At 58.4% G+C, this 17,742-nt stretch carries 16 protein-coding genes and 1 tRNA gene; 12 read left to right on the forward strand and 5 right to left on the reverse strand.

The genetic code is table 11. The features are described 5' to 3' along the window. Positions 1–67 precede the first annotated feature (67 nt). On the reverse strand, positions 68–541 hold the full coding sequence (locus HU754_RS08355) for a peroxiredoxin (RefSeq protein WP_093438315.1): 474 nt from the start codon (positions 539–541) through the stop codon (positions 68–70). Positions 542–551: 10 nt separating this feature from the next. Beyond that, a complete protein-coding gene (locus HU754_RS08360; protein WP_034153153.1) occupies positions 552–1,112 on the reverse strand; it encodes a glycine cleavage system transcriptional repressor in 561 nt (186 codons plus the stop codon). 330 nt (positions 1,113–1,442) lie between these two features. On the opposite strand from HU754_RS08360, the gene dapA reads away from it, so the two are divergent. The 6 genes from dapA (at position 1,443) to HU754_RS08390 (ending at position 9,020) form a co-directional block, all read left to right on the forward strand. After that, entirely contained in the window at positions 1,443–2,321 is an 879-nt protein-coding gene (gene dapA, locus HU754_RS08365) for a 4-hydroxy-tetrahydrodipicolinate synthase (RefSeq protein WP_093438308.1), read from the forward strand. 17 nt (positions 2,322–2,338) lie between these two features. Continuing rightward, the gene (gene bamC, locus HU754_RS08370) at positions 2,339–3,454 is read left to right on the forward strand and encodes an NlpB/DapX family lipoprotein (protein ID WP_093438304.1); all 1,116 of its coding nucleotides are present in this window, start codon (positions 2,339–2,341) and stop codon (positions 3,452–3,454) included. Positions 3,455–3,460: 6 nt separating this feature from the next. Further along, a complete protein-coding gene (locus tag HU754_RS08375; protein ID WP_099758257.1) occupies positions 3,461–4,222 on the forward strand; it encodes an MBL fold metallo-hydrolase in 762 nt (253 codons plus the stop codon). A 28-nt stretch (positions 4,223–4,250) separates the two neighbouring features. Then, positions 4,251–4,964: a phosphoribosylaminoimidazolesuccinocarboxamide synthase gene (gene purC / locus HU754_RS08380; RefSeq protein WP_093438296.1), complete on the forward strand. Its 714-nt coding sequence runs from the start codon at positions 4,251–4,253 to the stop codon at positions 4,962–4,964. Between the two features lie 83 nt (positions 4,965–5,047). Next, positions 5,048–5,137: transfer RNA gene (locus HU754_RS08385), tRNA-Ser, on the forward strand. A gap of 382 nt (positions 5,138–5,519) precedes the next feature. Beyond that, complete coding sequence (locus tag HU754_RS08390) at positions 5,520–9,020, forward strand: glycosyltransferase (protein WP_186622685.1); 3,501 nt, start codon at positions 5,520–5,522, stop codon at positions 9,018–9,020. A 117-nt stretch (positions 9,021–9,137) separates the two neighbouring features. On the opposite strand, the gene HU754_RS08395 is transcribed toward HU754_RS08390, so the two are convergent. Continuing rightward, complete coding sequence (locus tag HU754_RS08395) at positions 9,138–9,329, reverse strand: YegP family protein (protein WP_016984684.1); 192 nt, start codon at positions 9,327–9,329, stop codon at positions 9,138–9,140. Positions 9,330–9,605: 276 nt separating this feature from the next. Between HU754_RS08395 and HU754_RS08400 the strand changes: the two genes are divergently transcribed. From HU754_RS08400 to HU754_RS08425, 6 genes are all read left to right on the forward strand, one after another. Further along, positions 9,606–10,571 carry a glycosyltransferase family 2 protein gene (locus HU754_RS08400; RefSeq protein ID WP_186622687.1) on the forward strand — a complete coding sequence of 322 codons (966 nt, stop codon included), beginning with the start codon at positions 9,606–9,608 and terminating at the stop codon, positions 10,569–10,571. 3 nt (positions 10,572–10,574) lie between these two features. Beyond that, positions 10,575–11,285 (forward strand): class I SAM-dependent methyltransferase, encoded by a 711-nt coding sequence (locus tag HU754_RS08405; RefSeq protein ID WP_186622689.1) that lies wholly within the window; start codon positions 10,575–10,577, stop codon positions 11,283–11,285. Beyond that, entirely contained in the window at positions 11,282–11,668 is a 387-nt protein-coding gene (locus HU754_RS08410; protein ID WP_186622690.1) for a GtrA family protein, read from the forward strand. Before HU754_RS08405 ends, HU754_RS08410 begins: the two co-directional genes overlap by 4 nt. After that, complete coding sequence (locus HU754_RS08415) at positions 11,665–13,770, forward strand: DUF6311 domain-containing protein (protein WP_186622692.1); 2,106 nt, start codon at positions 11,665–11,667, stop codon at positions 13,768–13,770. The genes HU754_RS08410 and HU754_RS08415 overlap by 4 nt, the downstream gene beginning before the upstream one ends. A 93-nt stretch (positions 13,771–13,863) precedes the next feature. Then, entirely contained in the window at positions 13,864–14,784 is a 921-nt protein-coding gene (locus tag HU754_RS08420; protein WP_007911372.1) for a LysR substrate-binding domain-containing protein, read from the forward strand. A 168-nt stretch (positions 14,785–14,952) separates the two neighbouring features. Next, positions 14,953–15,318: a 5-carboxymethyl-2-hydroxymuconate Delta-isomerase gene (locus HU754_RS08425; protein WP_093438263.1), complete on the forward strand. Its 366-nt coding sequence runs from the start codon at positions 14,953–14,955 to the stop codon at positions 15,316–15,318. A 3-nt stretch (positions 15,319–15,321) separates the two neighbouring features. On the opposite strand, the gene HU754_RS08430 is transcribed toward HU754_RS08425, so the two are convergent. Together HU754_RS08430 and HU754_RS08435 are read right to left on the reverse strand one after the other, a co-directional pair. Continuing rightward, positions 15,322–16,257 (reverse strand): LysR family transcriptional regulator, encoded by a 936-nt coding sequence (locus HU754_RS08430; protein ID WP_093438259.1) that lies wholly within the window; start codon positions 16,255–16,257, stop codon positions 15,322–15,324. A gap of 185 nt (positions 16,258–16,442) precedes the next feature. After that, positions 16,443–17,627 (reverse strand): cyanate transporter, encoded by a 1,185-nt coding sequence (locus tag HU754_RS08435; protein WP_186622701.1) that lies wholly within the window; start codon positions 17,625–17,627, stop codon positions 16,443–16,445. Positions 17,628–17,742 lie beyond the last annotated feature (115 nt).

Raw genomic sequence — 17,742 nt, forward strand, 5'->3', positions numbered from 1 at the left:
GCGTTCACAAGTCCAATGTGGGAGCGAGCTTGCTCGCGAAGGCGTCAATGAGGGCGACGCAAAGCCATCAGGCTTTATTCAAGTCCTGCGCAGCGGCCAAAACAGCATCCACATGCCCCGGCACTTTCACGCCACGCCATTCCTGACGCAGCACACCGTCCTTATCAATCAGAAACGTGCTGCGATCTACGCCCAGGTATTCCTTGCCGTACAGCTTCTTCAGCTTGATCACATCGAACAGTTGGCAGACGGCCTCGTCCTTGTCGCTGATCAGCTCGAACGGAAACTCCTGCTTGCACTTGAAGTTCTCGTGGGACTTCAGGCTGTCGCGGGAGATACCGAAAATCTCGGTATTGGCGGCCTTGAATGCGGCGTATTGATCACGAAAGCCCTGGCCTTCTGTGGTGCAACCCGGGGTGCTGTCCTTCGGATAGAAATAGATCACCACTTGCTTGCCCTTGAGGGCAGACAGGCTGACAGTCTGCCCGCTGGTGGCAGGTGCTGCGAAATCGGCAACCGGTTGGTCGATGACAACGGCCATGAAAGTTTCCTTACATTGGGTTCTGTGGGCGCCAAGGCTCGATCAGTGCGTCCAGGTTCATCGCGTCGGAGAAGTCGAGGAACTGGTCGCGCAGCCAGCTGATCTGGGTACCGGCGGGCAGGGTCACGGTAAATGTGGCGTTGAGCATGGTGCCGCCGGTCTGCGGCGCCTGGTACGTGTCGCAGGTCAGGTTTTCCAGTTCGACGTTGTGATCCATGAAGAACTGGCACAGCTCATTGATGATGTCCGGGCGATACGCCGAGCTGACATACGCCACGTACGGCAGTGCCTGCGGACGATTTTCCAGCGGCGCGCTGCGCACCACGTTGGCGGTGAAAGCGTGTTTCTTGGCCAGACCCGGCAAGCTGCCTTCCAGGCGGGCGAGGGCATCCCAACTGCCGGAGACCTCGAGGACCAAAGCGCTGCACTCGCCGTGGCGAGTCAGGCGTGAAGTAACCACGGCGCAGCGATTTTCATGGCTGGCGCGGCACAGGACGTTAGTCAGCTCCATGGGGTTGGCGCCGAGGGCACTGATGACAAGGAATTGTTCGCGAACTGTGGGGGTGGACATGCAGCATTCCTAAAGCGATGAGCGGTCGGTAGGTTTACGGGCGTTGGCCACCGGGGAGTGCCTGTTCTGGCTGTCCGTACAAAGAGGCCCGACAAGCGCTCGCGGCTCGCTCCACTATAGCGGGAGCGCGTCGATGCGACGCAGGAACGGGGTCTGGGAGGCCGTAAAGGGAGGCTGGAACCCGGCGTACAAGCTGATCAGTACCGATCAAAGTCTGAAGGGTAGCGAAAAGCGGCGCCAAGGGGAATGGCGGCAGCGCAGTACTTCGCTTGTGCAAGCATCTTGGCGCCAGTACCATTACCGCTCTCTTTTTCCGGCAGGAGCGGTTTCATGATTGCGGGCAGTATGGTGGCACTGGTCACTCCCATGGATGCACAAGGGCGTCTTGACTGGGACAGCCTCAGCAAACTCGTGGACTTCCATCTCAAGAACGGCACCCATGCCATTGTCGCGGTCGGTACTACCGGCGAGTCGGCAACCCTTGATGTAGAGGAACACATCGCCGTCATCAAAGCCGTAGTCAAACAGGTTGCCGGGCGCATTCCGGTCATCGCCGGCACTGGCGCCAACTCGACCCGCGAAGCTGTCGAGCTGACCCGCAACGCCAAGGAAGCCGGTGCCGACGCCTGCCTGCTGGTGGTTCCGTACTACAACAAGCCGACTCAGGAAGGTCTGTACCAGCACTTCAAGCACATCGCTGAAGCGGTCGACATTCCGCAGATTCTCTACAACGTTCCTGGCCGCACGTCTTGCGACATGCAAGCCGAGACCGTGATCCGCCTGTCCACCGTGCCGAACATCATCGGTATCAAGGAAGCCACCGGCGACCTGAAGCGTGCCAAAGCAATCATCGATGGTGTGAGCAAGGATTTCATTGTGCTGTCCGGCGATGATCCGACCGCCGTTGAGCTGATCCTGCTGGGCGGCAAAGGCAACATCTCGGTGACGGCGAACGTCGCGCCGCGCGAAATGGCCGATCTGTGCGAGGCTGCGCTCAAAGGCGACGCCGACACCGCACGGGCGATCAACGAAAAACTGATGCCACTGCACAAAGACCTGTTCATCGAAGCCAATCCGATTCCGGTGAAGTGGGCTTTGGTGGAAATGGGCCTGATGCACGAAGGCATCCGCTTGCCACTGACCTGGCTGAGCACACCTTGTCACGAAACGCTCCGCTCGGCCCTGCGCCAGTGCAGCGTCCTGGTTTAATTGAGGAAGTACAACGCATGAAGCGAATGGCCGGACTTTCCGCACTTGCCTTGATTATCTCCAGCACCAGCGGCTGCGGATGGGTCTGGGGGCCGGAAGGTTATTTCCGCGACCGTGGTAGCGATTACCTGCAAGCGCAACAGACTGCACCAATGCAACTGCCACCGGAAGTCAGCACTTCCAAGCGTCTGGATCCGCTGTTGCCGATCCCGCGTAACGTTGCTGATGACACCGAGAAGGGCGAATACATTGTGCCGCGTCCTCAGCCGCTGTCGGCCGTTGCCGATGCCAGCGATTACTCGCTGCAGAAGAGCGGTGACTCTCGCTGGGTTGTGGCTCAGCACCCACCGGCCGAAGTCTGGCCAGTGGCGGTGCAGTTCTTCCAGGACAACGGTTTCCGTCTTGATGAGCAGCGCCCGCAGACCGGCGAGTTCACCACCACCTGGCAGCATTCCGACGAACTGTCCGCGGCCATGGCCAAGCGCCTGAGCGCAGCCGGCATCGCCAGCGACAGCGAAACCCGCGTGCGTGTGCGGATCGAGCCTGGCGTGCAGCGCAACACCAGTGAAATCTACGTGGTCAGCGCCGAGCGTCCTGCCGGCAGCACGGCCGACGTGGCCTTCACCAACCGTTCGGTCAACACTGGCCTGGACGCAGCGCTGGTCGACGACATGCTCGCGAGCATGAGCCGGATCTCCGAGAAGGGCGGTTCGGTGTCGATGCTGGCCTCGCGTGATTTCGATACGCCAAGCCGTGTCAGCCTCAGCGAAGACGGCAGCGGCAACCCGGTGTTGAACGTCGGTAACGATCTGGATCGTGCCTGGTCGAGCGTTGGCCGTGCACTGGAACAAGGCGAATGGCGCGTTGAAGACATCAACCGTAGCCTGGGCCTGTACTACATCAACCTGGCCGAAAAAGCCGAGAAGAAAGACGACAAGCCTGGTTTCTTCAGCAGCCTGTTTGGCAGTGCGCCGAGCAAGGAAGAAGTTGAAGCCCGTGCCGAGCGTTATCAGGTTCGCCTGAGCAAGGTTGGCGAGAACATTCAGGTGACCGTCGAGAAAAACATCAACACCGTCGCGCCGGCTGAAGTGGCACGCAAAGTGTTGAGCGTGATTCAGGACAACCTGGGCTGATCAACCATGCGTTTTGCCGTTCTCGGCAGCGGTAGCCAAGGGAACGGCACGCTGATCGCCAGTGCTGATACGTATGTGCTGGTGGATTGTGGTTTTTCCCTGCGGGAAACCGAAAAACGCCTGTTGCGCCTGGGTGTGAACCCGGCGCAACTGAGCGCGATACTCGTAACCCACGAACATGCCGACCACGTGCATGGCGTGGGTTTACTGTCTCGGCGCTACAATCTACCGGTCTACCTCAGTCGCGGCACACTGCGCGGGATGCGCAAACCGATTGAACCCGCAGGCTTTCTGGCCGGCGGCGAGCAACTGCAGATCGGTGCACTGAGCATCGGGGTCATTGCCGTGGCCCATGATGCGCAGGAACCGACCCAGTACGTTTTCAGTGATCACCAGCAGCGGCGCTTCGGCCTGCTGACCGACCTGGGTTCCTACTGCGAGCGGGTGCTGGATGGTTATCGGGACCTCGATGCGTTGATGATCGAGTCCAACCATTGTCGCGACATGCTGGCCCGTGGTCATTACCCGTACTTTCTCAAGCAGCGGGTGGGCGGCGAGCTGGGACATTTGAACAACCATCAGGCGGCATTCCTGGTGTCCGAGTTGGGCTGGCAGGGCTTGCAACACCTGGTCCTGGCCCATCTGAGCAGCAAGAACAACCTGCCGCAGCTGGCCCGGCAATGTTTTGTCGACACCCTCGGGTGCGACCCGGACTGGCTGCAACTGGCCGATCAAGATTCAGGGCTCGACTGGCGCCACATCGCCTAGCCCACCTACTTAGCAAGCGGAGCCCATCATGGAAAAACGTGAAGAACTCTACCGCGGCAAAGCCAAATCGGTTTACAAGACCGACGACGCTGACCGCTTGATCCTGCTGTTTCGCAACGACACCTCGGCGTTCGACGGCAAGCGCATCGAGCAGCTCGACCGCAAAGGCATGGTCAACAACAAGTTCAACGCCTTCATCATGCAGAAACTCGAAGCGGCCGGCGTACCGACCCAATTCGACAAACTGCTGGCCGACAACGAAGTGCTGGTCAAGAAGCTGGACATGATCCCGGTCGAGTGCGTCGTGCGTAACTACGCCGCTGGCAGCCTGGTCAAGCGTCTGGGCGTTGAAGAAGGCCTGAAGCTCAACCCGTACACCTTCGAACTGTTCCTGAAGGACGACGCCAAGGGCGACCCGTTCATCAACGAATCCCACGTCGTGGCATTCGGTTGGGGCACCGCCGAGCAACTGGCGCGCATGAAAGAACTGTCGCTCAAGGTCAACGAAGTCCTGACCAAGCTGTTCGACGACGCTGGCCTGCTGCTGGTCGACTTCAAGCTTGAATTCGGCGTGTTCAGCGACGGCTCCATCGTCCTCGGTGACGAGTTCAGCCCGGACGGCTGCCGTCTGTGGGACAAGGACACCAAGAAGAAGATGGACAAAGACCGCTTCCGTCAGGGCCTCGGTGACGTTATCGAAGCCTACGAAGAAGTCGCCAATCGTCTGGGTGTACCGCTTTAATCGACGCAAGCATCTGATAGCACGAAGAAAATTTCGAAAGAGGGTTTGCTTTCGGTAAAAGTGTTGTTATGATGCGCGCCGTTGGAGAGATGCCAGAGTGGCCGAATGGGACGGATTCGAAATCCGTTGTACCTTCACCGGTACCTAGGGTTCGAATCCCTATCTCTCCGCCATTACATAGAAAAAGCCCCGTAGATGAAAATCTACGGGGCTTTTTCGTTTCTGCGGATCCAGTTTCGTGGCGATAGCGAAGGCGCTGAAGCGCGTCGTGCATGGTGAGGTCCTCGGCAGAGAGGCAATTTAAGTAAACACAGCCTCTGCCGACATTAGAGACACAACGCTCACAGGACTCACCGACCCATTTAAAGCCGCGTTCGCAGAGTAGGGGCTGTCATTATTGCCCAGCGATCGGCCGTCAAATCACACCTGTCGTCGTTTATCCTCTGTCCAGTCATGAGGCCAGCGCTCTCACTAAAGTGGATACTTGCTCACCTCGGCCGTGAAAGGCGCATCCAGCGAGTTCCAGCCTCGCTCCCTATTTGAATTGGTTTGAATATGAAAATTCCACCATCAGCCCAAGGTGCTCACCGCGTTTCTGAACGTCAGTCCGTCAAGTCAGGCAGCAGCGCCGCACCCGACGTCGAAGACTGCGAAGTGCTGGTTGCGCAGCCGCCAGCGTTCGAGGATGGCGAGCCGCCAGTCGGCGTGGTTATCCATGCGTATTACCCCGAAGTGCTGAAAGATATTCTGCGCCGTTTGATTAAACAGACTGAACGCCTGCACCTCTACGTAACCTGCGTAGCCGGTCGTGAAGATGAGATCTGTGCTCAACTGACGGCTAGCACATTGAGTTTTTCGCTATACCGGGTGCCGAATCACGGCAGGGATGTTTTGCCGTTTCTGCGGGTGCTGCCGTTCTTGCGTGCCGATAACATCCGCATGCTGGTCAAGCTGCACACCAAGCGTTCGCTGCACTTGGGCGGGGAGATCGATTGGGGCGTTGAACTATTCGATGATCTGCTGGACCCGGTACGATTCAGTCGAGCGCTGGAACACCTGGCCGACCCGGTGCATGTGCCGATGCTGGGTCCTCAGCGATACCTGGTGCCAGTCACCCGATTCCTCAGCGAAAGCAACCGCGCCTTGCTTGTCACCCTGGCCGAGCGTGGCGGTATTGAGCCGCAGGGCATCAACGAAGCGGATTATTTTGCCGGCACCATGTTCTTTGCGCGCATTGAAGTGTTTGCGCCTTTGGAGCGGATTCAACTGACGGGCAGCGATTTCGAAGTTGAAAGTGGCCAGCTCGACGGTACCTTGGCACACACGTTAGAGCGGTTTTTCGGCGTTCTGGCGAATGTTGGCCGGCAGCAGCGCAATATCGACCTTTATCAGCGCTGGCTGGCGAGTCGGCAACTGGCCGCCGTCGAGGTTGAAGGTTTGCCCGCGCGACTGGCGAGCTGGCCGCGGCAACCGGACGTGTTGTTGGTGTTGACCGACACTACGGGTGATATCGGACTGTTGCGTTCGAGCCTGGAAAGCATTGACCGCCAGCTTTATCGGGCGGCGGCCATCGTGGTGCTCTCCAATGCCGAACCTGTTGGCGTGACGCCGGCCGATAATCTGGTCTGGCTGCCGTTGGCCGAATCCTGGCCGAGCCAGCTCAATGAATTGTTGCAGGAGATCGACGTTGACTGGTGGTACCTGTTGCGTGGCGGAGACGAACTGGATCCCCACGCGCTGCTTTTGCTCGCCGAAGGCATCGCGCTCAATCCCGGTGTCAGCGCATGCTACAGCGATGAAGACTCACTGACCGCTGAAGGCTGCCAGAGTCCGGTATTCAAGCCGGATTTGAATCTGGATATGTTGCGCAGTTATCCCTATGTCGGCCGCGCACTGGCTTTCAGTCGCGAGGCCGCGCTGTCTGCCGACGGCTTTGATCCCGCCTTCAGCGAACTGGCGCCCCATGATTTGCTTTTTCGGCTGATTGAAACTCACGGTCTGGGCACTGTCGGGCACCTCGCGGATGTGCTGGTGCATCAGGCCATCAATTTCCCTCAGTGGCTCGGTGAACCGCAAGTCATCGCGAACTCGGCAGCCATCGTCGGGGCGCACTTGCAGCGTCTGGGCGTGGCGCATGAGCTGCTGGCCGGACCTTTGCCAATGGCGAATCGTGTGGTCTACCAACATGCGGAACAGCCGCTGGTGTCGATCCTCATTCCCACCAAGGACTGCCTGCCGATGCTGCTGCGCTGCATCGAAAGCATCATGGAGAAAACCAGCTACACGAATTACGAACTGATCATCGTCGACAACAACAGCGAAACAGCCGAGGCCCGAGACTGGTTCAACGGTATGGAGCTGTTGAACAATCCCAAGGTGCGCATCCTGCGTTATCCGCACCCGTTCAACTATTCGGCGATCAATAATTTTGCGGCCAGTCATGCCCGCGGCGATTACCTGGTGCTGCTCAACAATGACACGGCGATCATTGATGGCGACTGGCTTGGTGCACTGCTCCATCACGCCCAGCGGCCGGAAGTGGGGATAGTGGGCGCTAAACTGTTATTCCTCGACGGGACTGTTCAGCATGCAGGTGTGGTACTCGGGTTGCGTGGCGTTGCAGACCACCCGTTTATCGGCGATTCAATGCAGTCCAACGGCTACCTTCATCGCTTGCATCTTGATCAGAACTACAGCGCGGTCACCGCCGCCTGCCTGATGATCAGCACCGAGCTGTACCAGCAAGTGGGGGGAATGGACGAGGTCGGCCTGGCCGTTTCCTTTAACGATGTGGATCTGTGCCTGAAAGTCGGCCAGGCTGGACGGCTGATTGTCTGGACGCCCTATGCGCTGCTCGTTCACGAAGCCAGTGTGAGCCAGAACAACGTCGACACGACCAAGGAGGAAGCCAAGCGCAAACGGTTCAAGGGCGAACAGTCGGTGATGTACCAGCGTTGGCTTGCGCAAATCGCCAACGATCCGGCCTACAACCGCAACCTGACCCTGGAGGGCAGTGGCTTCTCCTCCAAATACCGCACCGACACTGATTGGCACCCGTTTGCCAGTCGTGAGTTGCCTCATGTGCTGTGCCACCCTCTCGACTCTTTCGGCAGCGGACACTACCGCGTGCGTCAGCCTTTCGCTGCCCTGAAAGCTGCGCAACTGATCGGCGGAACGGTGAGCAACGAGGGACTGCAACCGACAGAACTGGAGCGCATTGCGCCGGACACGATCATTTTCCAGGGACAGCACACAACGCCTCATCTGGAGTACATGCAGGACACCAAGGCATTCTCCAGGGCGTTCAAGATTTACGAGCTGGATGACTATATTCTTGACGTGCCCGCTGGCAACTTGAACCACGAATTGCTGCCCAAAGACATCACCAAACGCTTGAAGAAAGCCGTAGGGCTGTGCGATCGGTTGGTGGTTTCTACCGAGCCGCTGGCCAATGCGCTGAAGGGCTTCAATGCCGACATCCGGGTGATGGAAAACCGTCTGCCGAGCCATTGGTGGAGCGACCTGACCAGCCAGCGCCAACAAGGCCGCAAGCCTCGGGTTGGCTGGGCCGGCGGCTCGAGTCACAGCGCCGACCTGCAAGTCCTTGCCGAAGTGGTTCGTGCGCTGGAAGGAGAAGTTGAATGGGTGTTCATGGGGATGTGCCCACCAGCACTGCGTCCCTATGTCCATGAGTTCCATAGGGGGGTGAGTATCGAAAAATACCCGCAAAGACTGGCTGACCTGAACCTCGACCTGGCTTTGGCACCTCTGAAAGACAACTTTTTCAACGCCTGCAAAAGCAATTTGCGCTTGTTGGAATATGGCGCCTGTGGTTTCCCCGTGATCTGCTCGGACATCCCTTGTTATCGGGGTGATTTCCCGGTGACGAGGGTCAGGAACCGTTCGCAAGACTGGATTGCCGCTATTCGCGAACATCTGGCTGAACCCGATGCCAGCGCCAAGGTTGGAAACGCCCTGCGCAGCGTTGTACTCGATCACTGGATGCTCAAGGACGAACATCTGTTGGCGTGGCGAAACGCCTGGCTGGCGGACTGAACAAGAGGCCAGCGTTGCGCGCTGCTTCTTCAATGTCTTTCGATACAAGCCCGAAAAAAAGCCTCACAGCCTTAAAACTGTGGGGCTTTTTCATATCTGCAGGATCGTGCAGAGCGGCTAGATCTCCTTGACCGGCGTCTCCCCCTGCACAGCCTTGATCAACCCGATCACGTGCAAACAATCCGCCTTGTTCACATACGACTCGCCACTGGCGATGGTCTCGTGGTTACCCGCTCTCAGTCTCCAGCGCCATTGTCCTTTGCCGGTGCTCGGGGTGCCTCTGGATTGCCTGTAAATCTCGAAATACATTCAGTTCGCTCCATGCGATTCATTGTGCGACAGCCGGTGTGGCGCATGGTCGCAAGCCTAGCGCAGACGGTTTTTTTGGCTATCGGACATTTGTTTCCAATCGTTCGCGGATGTTTCTGAAGGACGCGGGCTAGAGCGCAGCAATAGGCCTGTGGATTGGCCAAAATGACGCCGTCTGATCCTTGCAACACCGTCGACGCTGCTGCTTAATACGGGACGGCTCATGGCGTCGAATATCGTTCGGCGACCGACAAACACTATAAGAAGAGCACTCCTTTGACTGAGCACGGAACGCAACAGGCCGGGCGGGTGACGTTATCGCTGGTGGTCCCCGTTTTTAACGAAGAGGACAGCCTCGACACGTTTCTGCGGCGCATCAATGAAGTCTTTCAGACGCAGGCGTTGATCGACCTTGAACTGGTATTCGTCAACGACGGCAGTACCGATGCCACGCTTGAGCGCCTGCTCGAACATCAGCGGGACGATGCGCGTCTGCGTATCGTCGATTTGAGTCGCAACTTCGGCAAAGAAGCAGCGTTGTCCGCCGGTTTGCAGATCGCGACCGGGCAGATCGTGGTGCCGATCGACGCTGATCTGCAGGACCCGCCCGAGGTCATTCTGCAGATGATCGAGCGCTGGCGAGAAGGCTTTGAAGTGGTGCTCGGTCATCGCATCAGCCGTCGCAGTGACACCTGGGCCAAGCAGACATCAGCGCACTGGTTCTACCGCCTGCACAACAAGATCGCTGAACAGCCTTTGCCTGAGAATGTCGGCGATTTTCGTCTGATGGATCGCTGCGTGGTTGATGCCTTGCTGACCCTGCCGGAGTCCCGGCGCTTCATGAAAGGCCTGTTCGCCTGGGTCGGCTTTCGCACTACTCACGTCGATTACGAGCGCCCGGAGCGCGTGGCGGGGCAGAGCAAGTTCAATGGCTGGCGCCTGTGGAACTTCGCGCTGGAAGGCATCACCAGTTTCAGCACTGAACCGTTGCGGATCTGGACGTATGTCGGCGCGTTGGTGTCGCTGGTGTCTTTTGCCTTCGCCATATTCATTGTCCTACGCACGCTGATTCACGGTATCGACATGCCCGGTTATGCCTCGCTGATGGTGGCCGTGACCTTTCTCGGTGGACTGCAATTGATCGGCATCGGTGTGCTCGGTGAGTACCTGGGCCGCACGTATATCGAATCCAAACGCCGGCCGGTTTTTCTGGTGCGTCGCGTCTATGACCCCAAGGACTGACACATGGATCTCAAGGAAACCGACATCCTCGGCGACGCCATCGACGAGCACTGGTATTACTGCTCGAAAGCCGCCGCCACCCGGCGTTTGCTGGGAAATGCACCCATCAGCCGAATCCTCGATGTCGGTGCCGGCTCGGGATTTTTCTCCCACCATTTGCTGACGCACACCGATGCACGCGAAGCATGGTGCGTGGATATCAGCTACCCCGCCGACTCCAGCGCGAGCACCGCCGGCAAACCGGTGCACTACCGTCGCGGGATCGAAACCATCGAGGCCGATCTGGTATTGCTGATGGACGTGCTGGAGCATGTCGATGATGACCTCGGTCTGCTCAAGATGTACGTCGACAAAGTGCCATCGGGCAGCCGGTTTCTGATGACGGTACCGGCATTCCAGTTCTTGTGGAGTGGCCACGATGACTTTCTTGAGCACAAGCGCCGTTACACCCTGGCACAGTTCGAAACCCTGGCGCGTGATGCCGGTTTGACGGTGCAGCGCGGTGCCTATTATTTCGGTGCGGTGTTTCCGATCGCTGCGGCGTTGCGCTTGCTGCCGCAAGGCGCGCAAGCCCAAACGCCGCGTTCACAGCTCAAGCGTCATCATCCGCTAGTGAACGGTGTTCTCAAGACGCTATGCAGTCTTGAACTGCCGTTGATGGGCATCAACCGTCTGGCCGGGTTGAGTGTGTTCGTGCTGGCGCGCAAACCGTGACCTCGGCGCAAAAAACAGCATTGATTCAGCGAGGTTTGCGCTTTGCTGTGACCGGTTTGTTTGTCACGGCTCTGCATGCGCTGGTGGCGGTGCTGTTCATCAACTTCATTACTGCGCAACCGTCGCTGGCTAACGGCGTGGCGTTCATCGTGGCGACGGTGATGTCCTACGTGATCAATACAACCTGGAGTTTCTCGGCACGTTTGCATGGCAGAACGTTACTGCGTTTTCTGCTGGTGTCGGCGTGCGGGTTTCTATTGGCGATGCTGGTCGCCTGGGTGGCGCAGATGGCCGGGTTGAATTATCTGTTGGGGATCGTCGCCGTGGCACTGACGATACCGGCATTCACTTTTGTCTTGCATAACTTCTGGACGTATCGATGAAGCTCTCCGCAACATCTCGGGCGACTGCGTTGCTGCCTGTGCTTTTGGGAATTCTGGCGTTTTTCATTGTGGTCGGCCCGCGTGCCCTGAATCCGATGAATATTGCATGGTTGGGTGATGGCGATCCCGCGACCCACTACCAGGGCTGGGTTTTTTTCAGGCATTCGCCGTGGACATTTCCGCTCGGGCTCAATCCTTCCTACGGGCTGGAATTGAGCAACGGGGTGATCTTCTCCGATTCCAATCCGCTGTTTGCCTTGTTGTTCAAACCGTTTTCGGCGCTGCTGCCTGAGCCATTCCAGTATTTCGGGCTGTGGCTGCTGACGTGTTTCGTTCTGCAGAGCTGGTTTGCCTGGAAACTGATCGGCTTGTTCAGTCGCGATGTTGCGTTGCGACTGGTAGGCGCCGGGCTGTTTTTGTTTGTTCCGGCGATGATTATCCGCATGGGCGTGCATTTGTCTCTCGGTGGACATTTTCTGGTATTGGCGGCGCTTTACTTGGCACTGCGCCCTTTTACGCCAAAACGCTGTCTGGCTTGGGGCGCGCTGCTGGGGGCGGCAGCACTGGTGCATGCTTATCTGTTGGCGATGATTGCTTTGATCTGGCTCGCAGACCTCGCGGCCAAAGCGTTGCAGCGACGCCTGACTCCGGGCAAAGCGTTGATCGAGTTGATTGGCCTGTTTGCGCTGGTCAGTATCTGTTGCTGGCAGGCCGGATATTTCAGTGTCGGGGACGGCGGACTGGCGCTGATGGGGTATGGCCTGTTTCGGGCCAATGTCTTGACCTTTTTCGATGCCGGTGTGTGGTCCTACGCCGTGCAGGACATGCCCGGGGTCTTGGGGGATGGTGACGGGTTCGCGTTTCTGGGGCTAGGGATGCTTTTTTTGGGCATTTGCGCGTTGGTGCCGGTGCTGCAGGGGGCGACCGACCTTGGGACCAAATCTCGCCGCTATCCGCTGTTGCTCCTCGCCTTGGCGGGGCTGGCGACTTTCGCCATTTCCAACAATATCGGTGTGGGGCCATTTGAATTGCAGATTCCGGTACCGGATGCGGTGGTTGCCGTGGCCACTGTTTTTCGCGGCTCGGGACGAATGATCTGGCCGATCATGTACATGGCCATATTGCTCATTCTGTATGTAGTGGTACGCGGGCATGCGTCGCGCACCGCGCTGATGTTGTTGAGCATTGCCTTGGTCATTCAGGTAGTCGATACGCGTGCGGGTTGGGCAGTATCGCGCAATCTCTTCATGACCACGCCGTCACCAAAATGGAAAACGCCTCTCGTCGATCCTTTCTGGGAGCAAGCCGCGAAGCAGTATCAAGCGGTGCGCTGGCTGCGCCCGCAGAATTACTCGCCGTACTGGATGACCCTGGCCAACTACGCCGGCACCCATCACCTGGCGACAAACGCCGTCTATCTTGGCCGGGTCAGCACCGGGGCCACGGAAGCAGCGCAGTCCCTGGCGGACCAGATGGTCAGTGCTGGACGCTATGCTCCAGACACCTTGTACGTGCTGGATAATCGCACCTTGCTGGAAGCAGTCTTGACCTTGAACCGTGATACCGATGTGCTCGCACGGATTGACGGCTTGAACGTTTTGGCGCCGGGATGGAAGCGTTGTGCCGAATGCGCGCCGATATCGGCACCTGATCCGTTGTCGTTGATTGCGCAGCTCAAGGCGGGCGAACGAGTGGAATTCAATGCCACCAGTCTTGCGACGGTTTATCTGGGCAAAGGGTGGTCGCTCAGCGAACCGTGGGGGACGTGGTCTGATGGGACGGAGTCGCAAATCGTTCTGCGACCCCTGGCTCCGGTGCATTCCTTGTTACTGGAAACCACGGCACTGCTCGCGCCCACACATGCCGAGCAGTCTCTGGAAATCTTCGTCAACGATGCACGCGTGCTATCGACGCGGCTGATCAAACCTGAGGCGAACCAAATCAACATCGATCTGCCCGCCGATGTTCGAGAGTTGGTGGCGCGTCAAGGTGTACTGAATATCCGTTTCAAATACGCCAACGCCATCAGTCCCGGGGAGCTTGGCATGAGCAAGGACACGCGTAAGCTGGCCATCGGCATAAAGGCGCTGACGGTGAATTGATCCGACATTGTTTTTTTGTCTGTGCAAAGGCCCGTAGACGTTGTCCGTGGGCCTTTCTACACTGCCGGTATTCCGGGGGGCAGGGGGCAATGGATGAACCGCAATGAACTACGCAAGGCTGACATCAACCTGATGGTGGTGTTCGAGACCTTGATGCTCGAACGCAACGTGACCCGGGCGGCCGAGAAGCTGTTTCTCGGCCAGCCGACCATCAGCTCGGCGCTCAATCGCTTGCGCACCATGCTCAATGATCCGCTGTTCATCCGTGTCGGCCACCGCATGGAGCCGACAGCGCGTGCCGAAGATATTTTCCGCCATCTCAAACCTGCGCTGGATTCACTGTCGGTGGCGCTGAGCCTGACCCGCGATTTCGATCCGGCCGTGAGCACCATGACGTTTCGCATCGGTCTGTCCGATGACGTCGAATTCGGCCTGTTGCCGCCGCTGTTGCGTGCGCTGCGCCAGGAAGCGCCGAACGTGGTGTTCGTGGTGCAACACGTCGATTACTGGCGCATCCCCGATCTGCTCGCAGCGGGTGATATCACGGTCGGCATCAGCCAGACGCGGGGCCTGCCGGCCAATGCCAAGCGCAAACTGCTGCGGCACATTCAGCCGAGCATCCTGCGCGCCGACGCCAGCGATACACCGCTGACGCTGGATGAATATTGCGCGCGCCCCCATGTACTGGTTTCGCACACGGCCAACGTCAGTGGTTTTGCCGATGAGTGGCTGGCCGAACTCGGTCGTACTCGCCAAGTGGTGCTGTCGGTACCGCAATACAGCGCGTTGCCGGCGCTACTGGCCGGCACCGACCTGATCGCCAGTCTGCCGGATTACACGGCGGCAGCCATGGCCACTTCCGGATTGCTGTTTAAGGAGCCGTTTCCGTTTAAAACACCGACGCTGGATTTGTCGATGGTCTGGCTTAGCCACGTCGACAGCGACCCGGCCGAGCGCTGGTTGCGCTCAAGGCTGGAGCAGTTCATGAGCGAACGGCCACTGACGCCATCCTGAGCTATAACACTCCCCCTGTAGGAGCTGCGGCACGCTGCGATCTTTTGATCTTCAAATTTCAAGATCAAAAGATCGCAGCCTCGTTTCACTCGACAGCTCCTACAGGGGTTAGTGTGAACCGCATGTGCTATATGTACGACCTTTCTGCCAACTGACTGGGGACCTGCAATGCCACACCTGCACATGGAATACACCGCCAACCTGCCGCAGTTGAACGCCGATGTCGCGTTGATGCGGCTCAACAACACCCTGGTGGGCTCTGGTCAGTTCGCGGCGGAGTTCGATATCAAAAGTCGTGCGGTGAAAGTCGAGACCTTCAAGGTCGGAACCGCCATGGCCGAGCGCGCCTTCGTCTATGTGAAGCTGGCGCTGCTCAGCGGGCGTTCGCCGCAGATCAAGAAGCAGTTGTCAGAGAGCCTGTTGGCAGTCTTGCAGGACCTGTGCGAATGGCCGGCCGGTGTCGAGGTGCAGCTGTGTGTCGAACTGGTCGACATGGATCGCGAGTCCTACAGCAAAACCGCTATTGGCGTGTAGGACTCAGGCCGCTTCGAGTTCGCTGCACACCTTGACCACCTGCTCGCGCAACCACAGGTTGGCGCTGTCCTGATCAACGCTCTGGCTCCATTGCATGTCCAGGGTAAAACCCGGCAAGCCATTTGGCGCCTCGCAGTGATTGAACACCGCCTCGTTGGTCAGCAAACGCTGGATACGGCGGGGCAGGGTGAGGATGAAGTCGGTCCCCGTGATCATTTTCAATGCCGCGCTGTAGCTGTTCGAGCGCGCGACGATCTGACGCTTCTGCGCCTGCCGCGCCAGCCAGCCATCGACCATGTTGGTGGTTGATGTCCATGGCGTCGGGAACACGTGCCGGCGTTCGGTAAAAGCCTGCAGGCTCAGGCGTGGCTCCAGTGGCGTGGCGCGTTTGTCGAAGACGCAGACCAGATCGTCCTCCAGCAGCATTTGTGATTTCAGGTCAGCGTGATGACGGTGGAAGTTGGGGCCGAAGCTGATCACCAGATCGAGGCTGCCGTCGCGCAGCTCATCCGCCGGGACATCGGTCTCGAACTTGTGCATGTTGACCATCACCGGCAAATCGTCGAAGTCGAAACGCTTCAACAGACGCGGCAGGATCAGTTGCTCGAAGTATTCCGGGGCGCAGATGTTGAAGGTGACGGCTTGTCGGGTCGGGTCGAACGTGGGGGCACCGGCGTGGCACAGGTTGATGCTTTCGAGGATCTTCTGCACATGCCCGTACATGGTGCTGGCCTTGTAGGTCGGACGCATGCCGGTGCGGGTGTTGATAAACAGTTCGTCTTCGAAACTGGTGCGCAGTTTTTTCAAACAGTAGCTGACCGTGGACTGGCTGACGAACAGGGTTTCTGACACATCGGTGACGCTGCTCTGCTCATAAACAGCGACAAACACCATGAGATCCTGCATGTCGAGCTTTCTAAGCAAGTTACTGTTCAGCATCCGTTCCGTCTCGCTGTGCTCCTTGCGCTGAATCCGCGCAAACGTGTGCGAATGATCCTAACGGAACGATGGTGCCAGGACAAAGCCCTGTAGGACGTTTCACAGTCAGTTGTGGGACAGAAAGTTTTAGTAACACGACGTCTCGGGGCAAACCGCAGAAAGATGGCCAGAGGCCTTTAGCCCGATCAGGAAAAGTGCCTCGCGTAATGCCGGGGATCGAAGCGCCATACCATCAACAGCATCACCACCATTACCGCGGTCAATGACCACCACGCCCACTCGAAGCTGCCCAGTTGATCGCGGATCATTCCAGCCAGCAGCGGCGAGAGACCAGCAATCAGATAGCCAATGCCTTGCACAAATGCAGTCAGGCCACCGGCACGTTGCGGGTTGTCGAGATGATCAAGCGAGACAATCAGGCTCATCGGGAATAACCCGCCAATGCCCAGCCCCAACAGGCATGGCCACAGCAGGCTGAATTGTTGCGGGCTGAGGATCAGGCCGCAAAATCCGCCGATGATCAGAGCCAGTAGTGTCATCAGAATCACACGCCGATCCCGGCTGCGATTGGCGATAGCCGGAACCACCAGACCGGAAATTACCTCCATGGCCGTCAGCAAACCCAACAGCAGCCCGGCGTTCTGTTCGCTCCAGCCGTTTTCCACGTAGTACGGCGCGAGCCAGGCCAGCACGCAGGTATAGGACGCTGTCCCCAGACCAAAGAAGAGGGCCAGCAACCAGGCACGGGAATACTTGAAGAACGAATCCTTGCCGGCTGTCGCCGTCACCGTGGAGGACAGCTGGTTGCGTTGCGACCACCAGAACAGCAGCGCGATGAATGCCAGGATCGCCCAGATCGCCAAACCGCCGCGCCAGCTCCCGGTTTGCAGCATCACCAGCGGTGCGAACGAGGCCGCAATGGCCGCTCCACCCATGATCGACGTGACATATAAACCCATGCACAGCGCGACATTGTCGGCGAAGCGCGATTTGATCAGCGTCGGCATCAATGCCTGAATCAACGCAATGCCGACGCCAGCCAGCACCGCGCTGACGATCATTTCGGCTGCCGATTCGATAAACAGCCGCGACAGCGTCGCCAGGCCAATGATCAGCAAGGACAGCAACACCGTCCGTTGTTCGCCCAGCCGCTGACTGATGCCAATGCCGAAAAACATCGCCAGACCCATCGCCATCACTGGCAGCATGGTCAGCAGTGACGCGACGCTGAAACTCAGCGGGATGTCAGTGCGAATGGCCGACAGTAACGGACCGAGCGCCGCCATCGATGGACGCAGATTGAGGGCGACGAGCATGATCGCGAGCATCAACCAGACAGCGGGGCGAGCGGTAGCGCGGACGTTTTCCATCATCAGACCTTTGGGTGGGGCAGATGATTAAGCGCGGAGCGGTCTGGTCCGGGCAAACCAGAAAACCCACAGCAGTATTTAAAAAGTCGATATTCCCACTCTCTGTGGGAGCGAG

It is taken from the genome of Pseudomonas zeae, from assembly GCF_014268485.2.
GTDB classification, from domain to species: Bacteria; Pseudomonadota; Gammaproteobacteria; order Pseudomonadales; family Pseudomonadaceae; genus Aquipseudomonas; species Aquipseudomonas neuropathica.

Excerpts from the sequence above, each read along its gene's own strand:
- HU754_RS08430 (WP_093438259.1), bottom strand. The coding sequence starts at position 16,257 with ATGCTGAACAGTAACTTGCTTAGAAAGCTCGACATGCAGGATCTCATG.
- HU754_RS08355 (WP_093438315.1), bottom strand. The coding sequence starts at position 541 with ATGGCCGTTGTCATCGACCAACCGGTTGCCGATTTCGCAGCACCTGCC.
- HU754_RS08435 (WP_186622701.1), bottom strand. The coding sequence starts at position 17,627 with ATGGAAAACGTCCGCGCTACCGCTCGCCCCGCTGTCTGGTTGATGCTC.
- HU754_RS08425 (WP_093438263.1), top strand. The coding sequence starts at position 14,953 with ATGCCACACCTGCACATGGAATACACCGCCAACCTGCCGCAGTTGAAC.
- HU754_RS08420 (WP_007911372.1), top strand. The coding sequence starts at position 13,864 with ATGAACCGCAATGAACTACGCAAGGCTGACATCAACCTGATGGTGGTG.
- HU754_RS08395 (WP_016984684.1), bottom strand. The coding sequence starts at position 9,329 with ATGTATTTCGAGATTTACAGGCAATCCAGAGGCACCCCGAGCACCGGC.
- HU754_RS08405 (WP_186622689.1), top strand. The coding sequence starts at position 10,575 with ATGGATCTCAAGGAAACCGACATCCTCGGCGACGCCATCGACGAGCAC.
- HU754_RS08375 (WP_099758257.1), top strand. The coding sequence starts at position 3,461 with ATGCGTTTTGCCGTTCTCGGCAGCGGTAGCCAAGGGAACGGCACGCTG.
- HU754_RS08415 (WP_186622692.1), top strand. The coding sequence starts at position 11,665 with ATGAAGCTCTCCGCAACATCTCGGGCGACTGCGTTGCTGCCTGTGCTT.
- dapA (WP_093438308.1), top strand. The coding sequence starts at position 1,443 with ATGATTGCGGGCAGTATGGTGGCACTGGTCACTCCCATGGATGCACAA.
- HU754_RS08360 (WP_034153153.1), bottom strand. The coding sequence starts at position 1,112 with ATGTCCACCCCCACAGTTCGCGAACAATTCCTTGTCATCAGTGCCCTC.
- HU754_RS08390 (WP_186622685.1), top strand. The coding sequence starts at position 5,520 with ATGAAAATTCCACCATCAGCCCAAGGTGCTCACCGCGTTTCTGAACGT.
- bamC (WP_093438304.1), top strand. The coding sequence starts at position 2,339 with ATGAAGCGAATGGCCGGACTTTCCGCACTTGCCTTGATTATCTCCAGC.
- purC (WP_093438296.1), top strand. The coding sequence starts at position 4,251 with ATGGAAAAACGTGAAGAACTCTACCGCGGCAAAGCCAAATCGGTTTAC.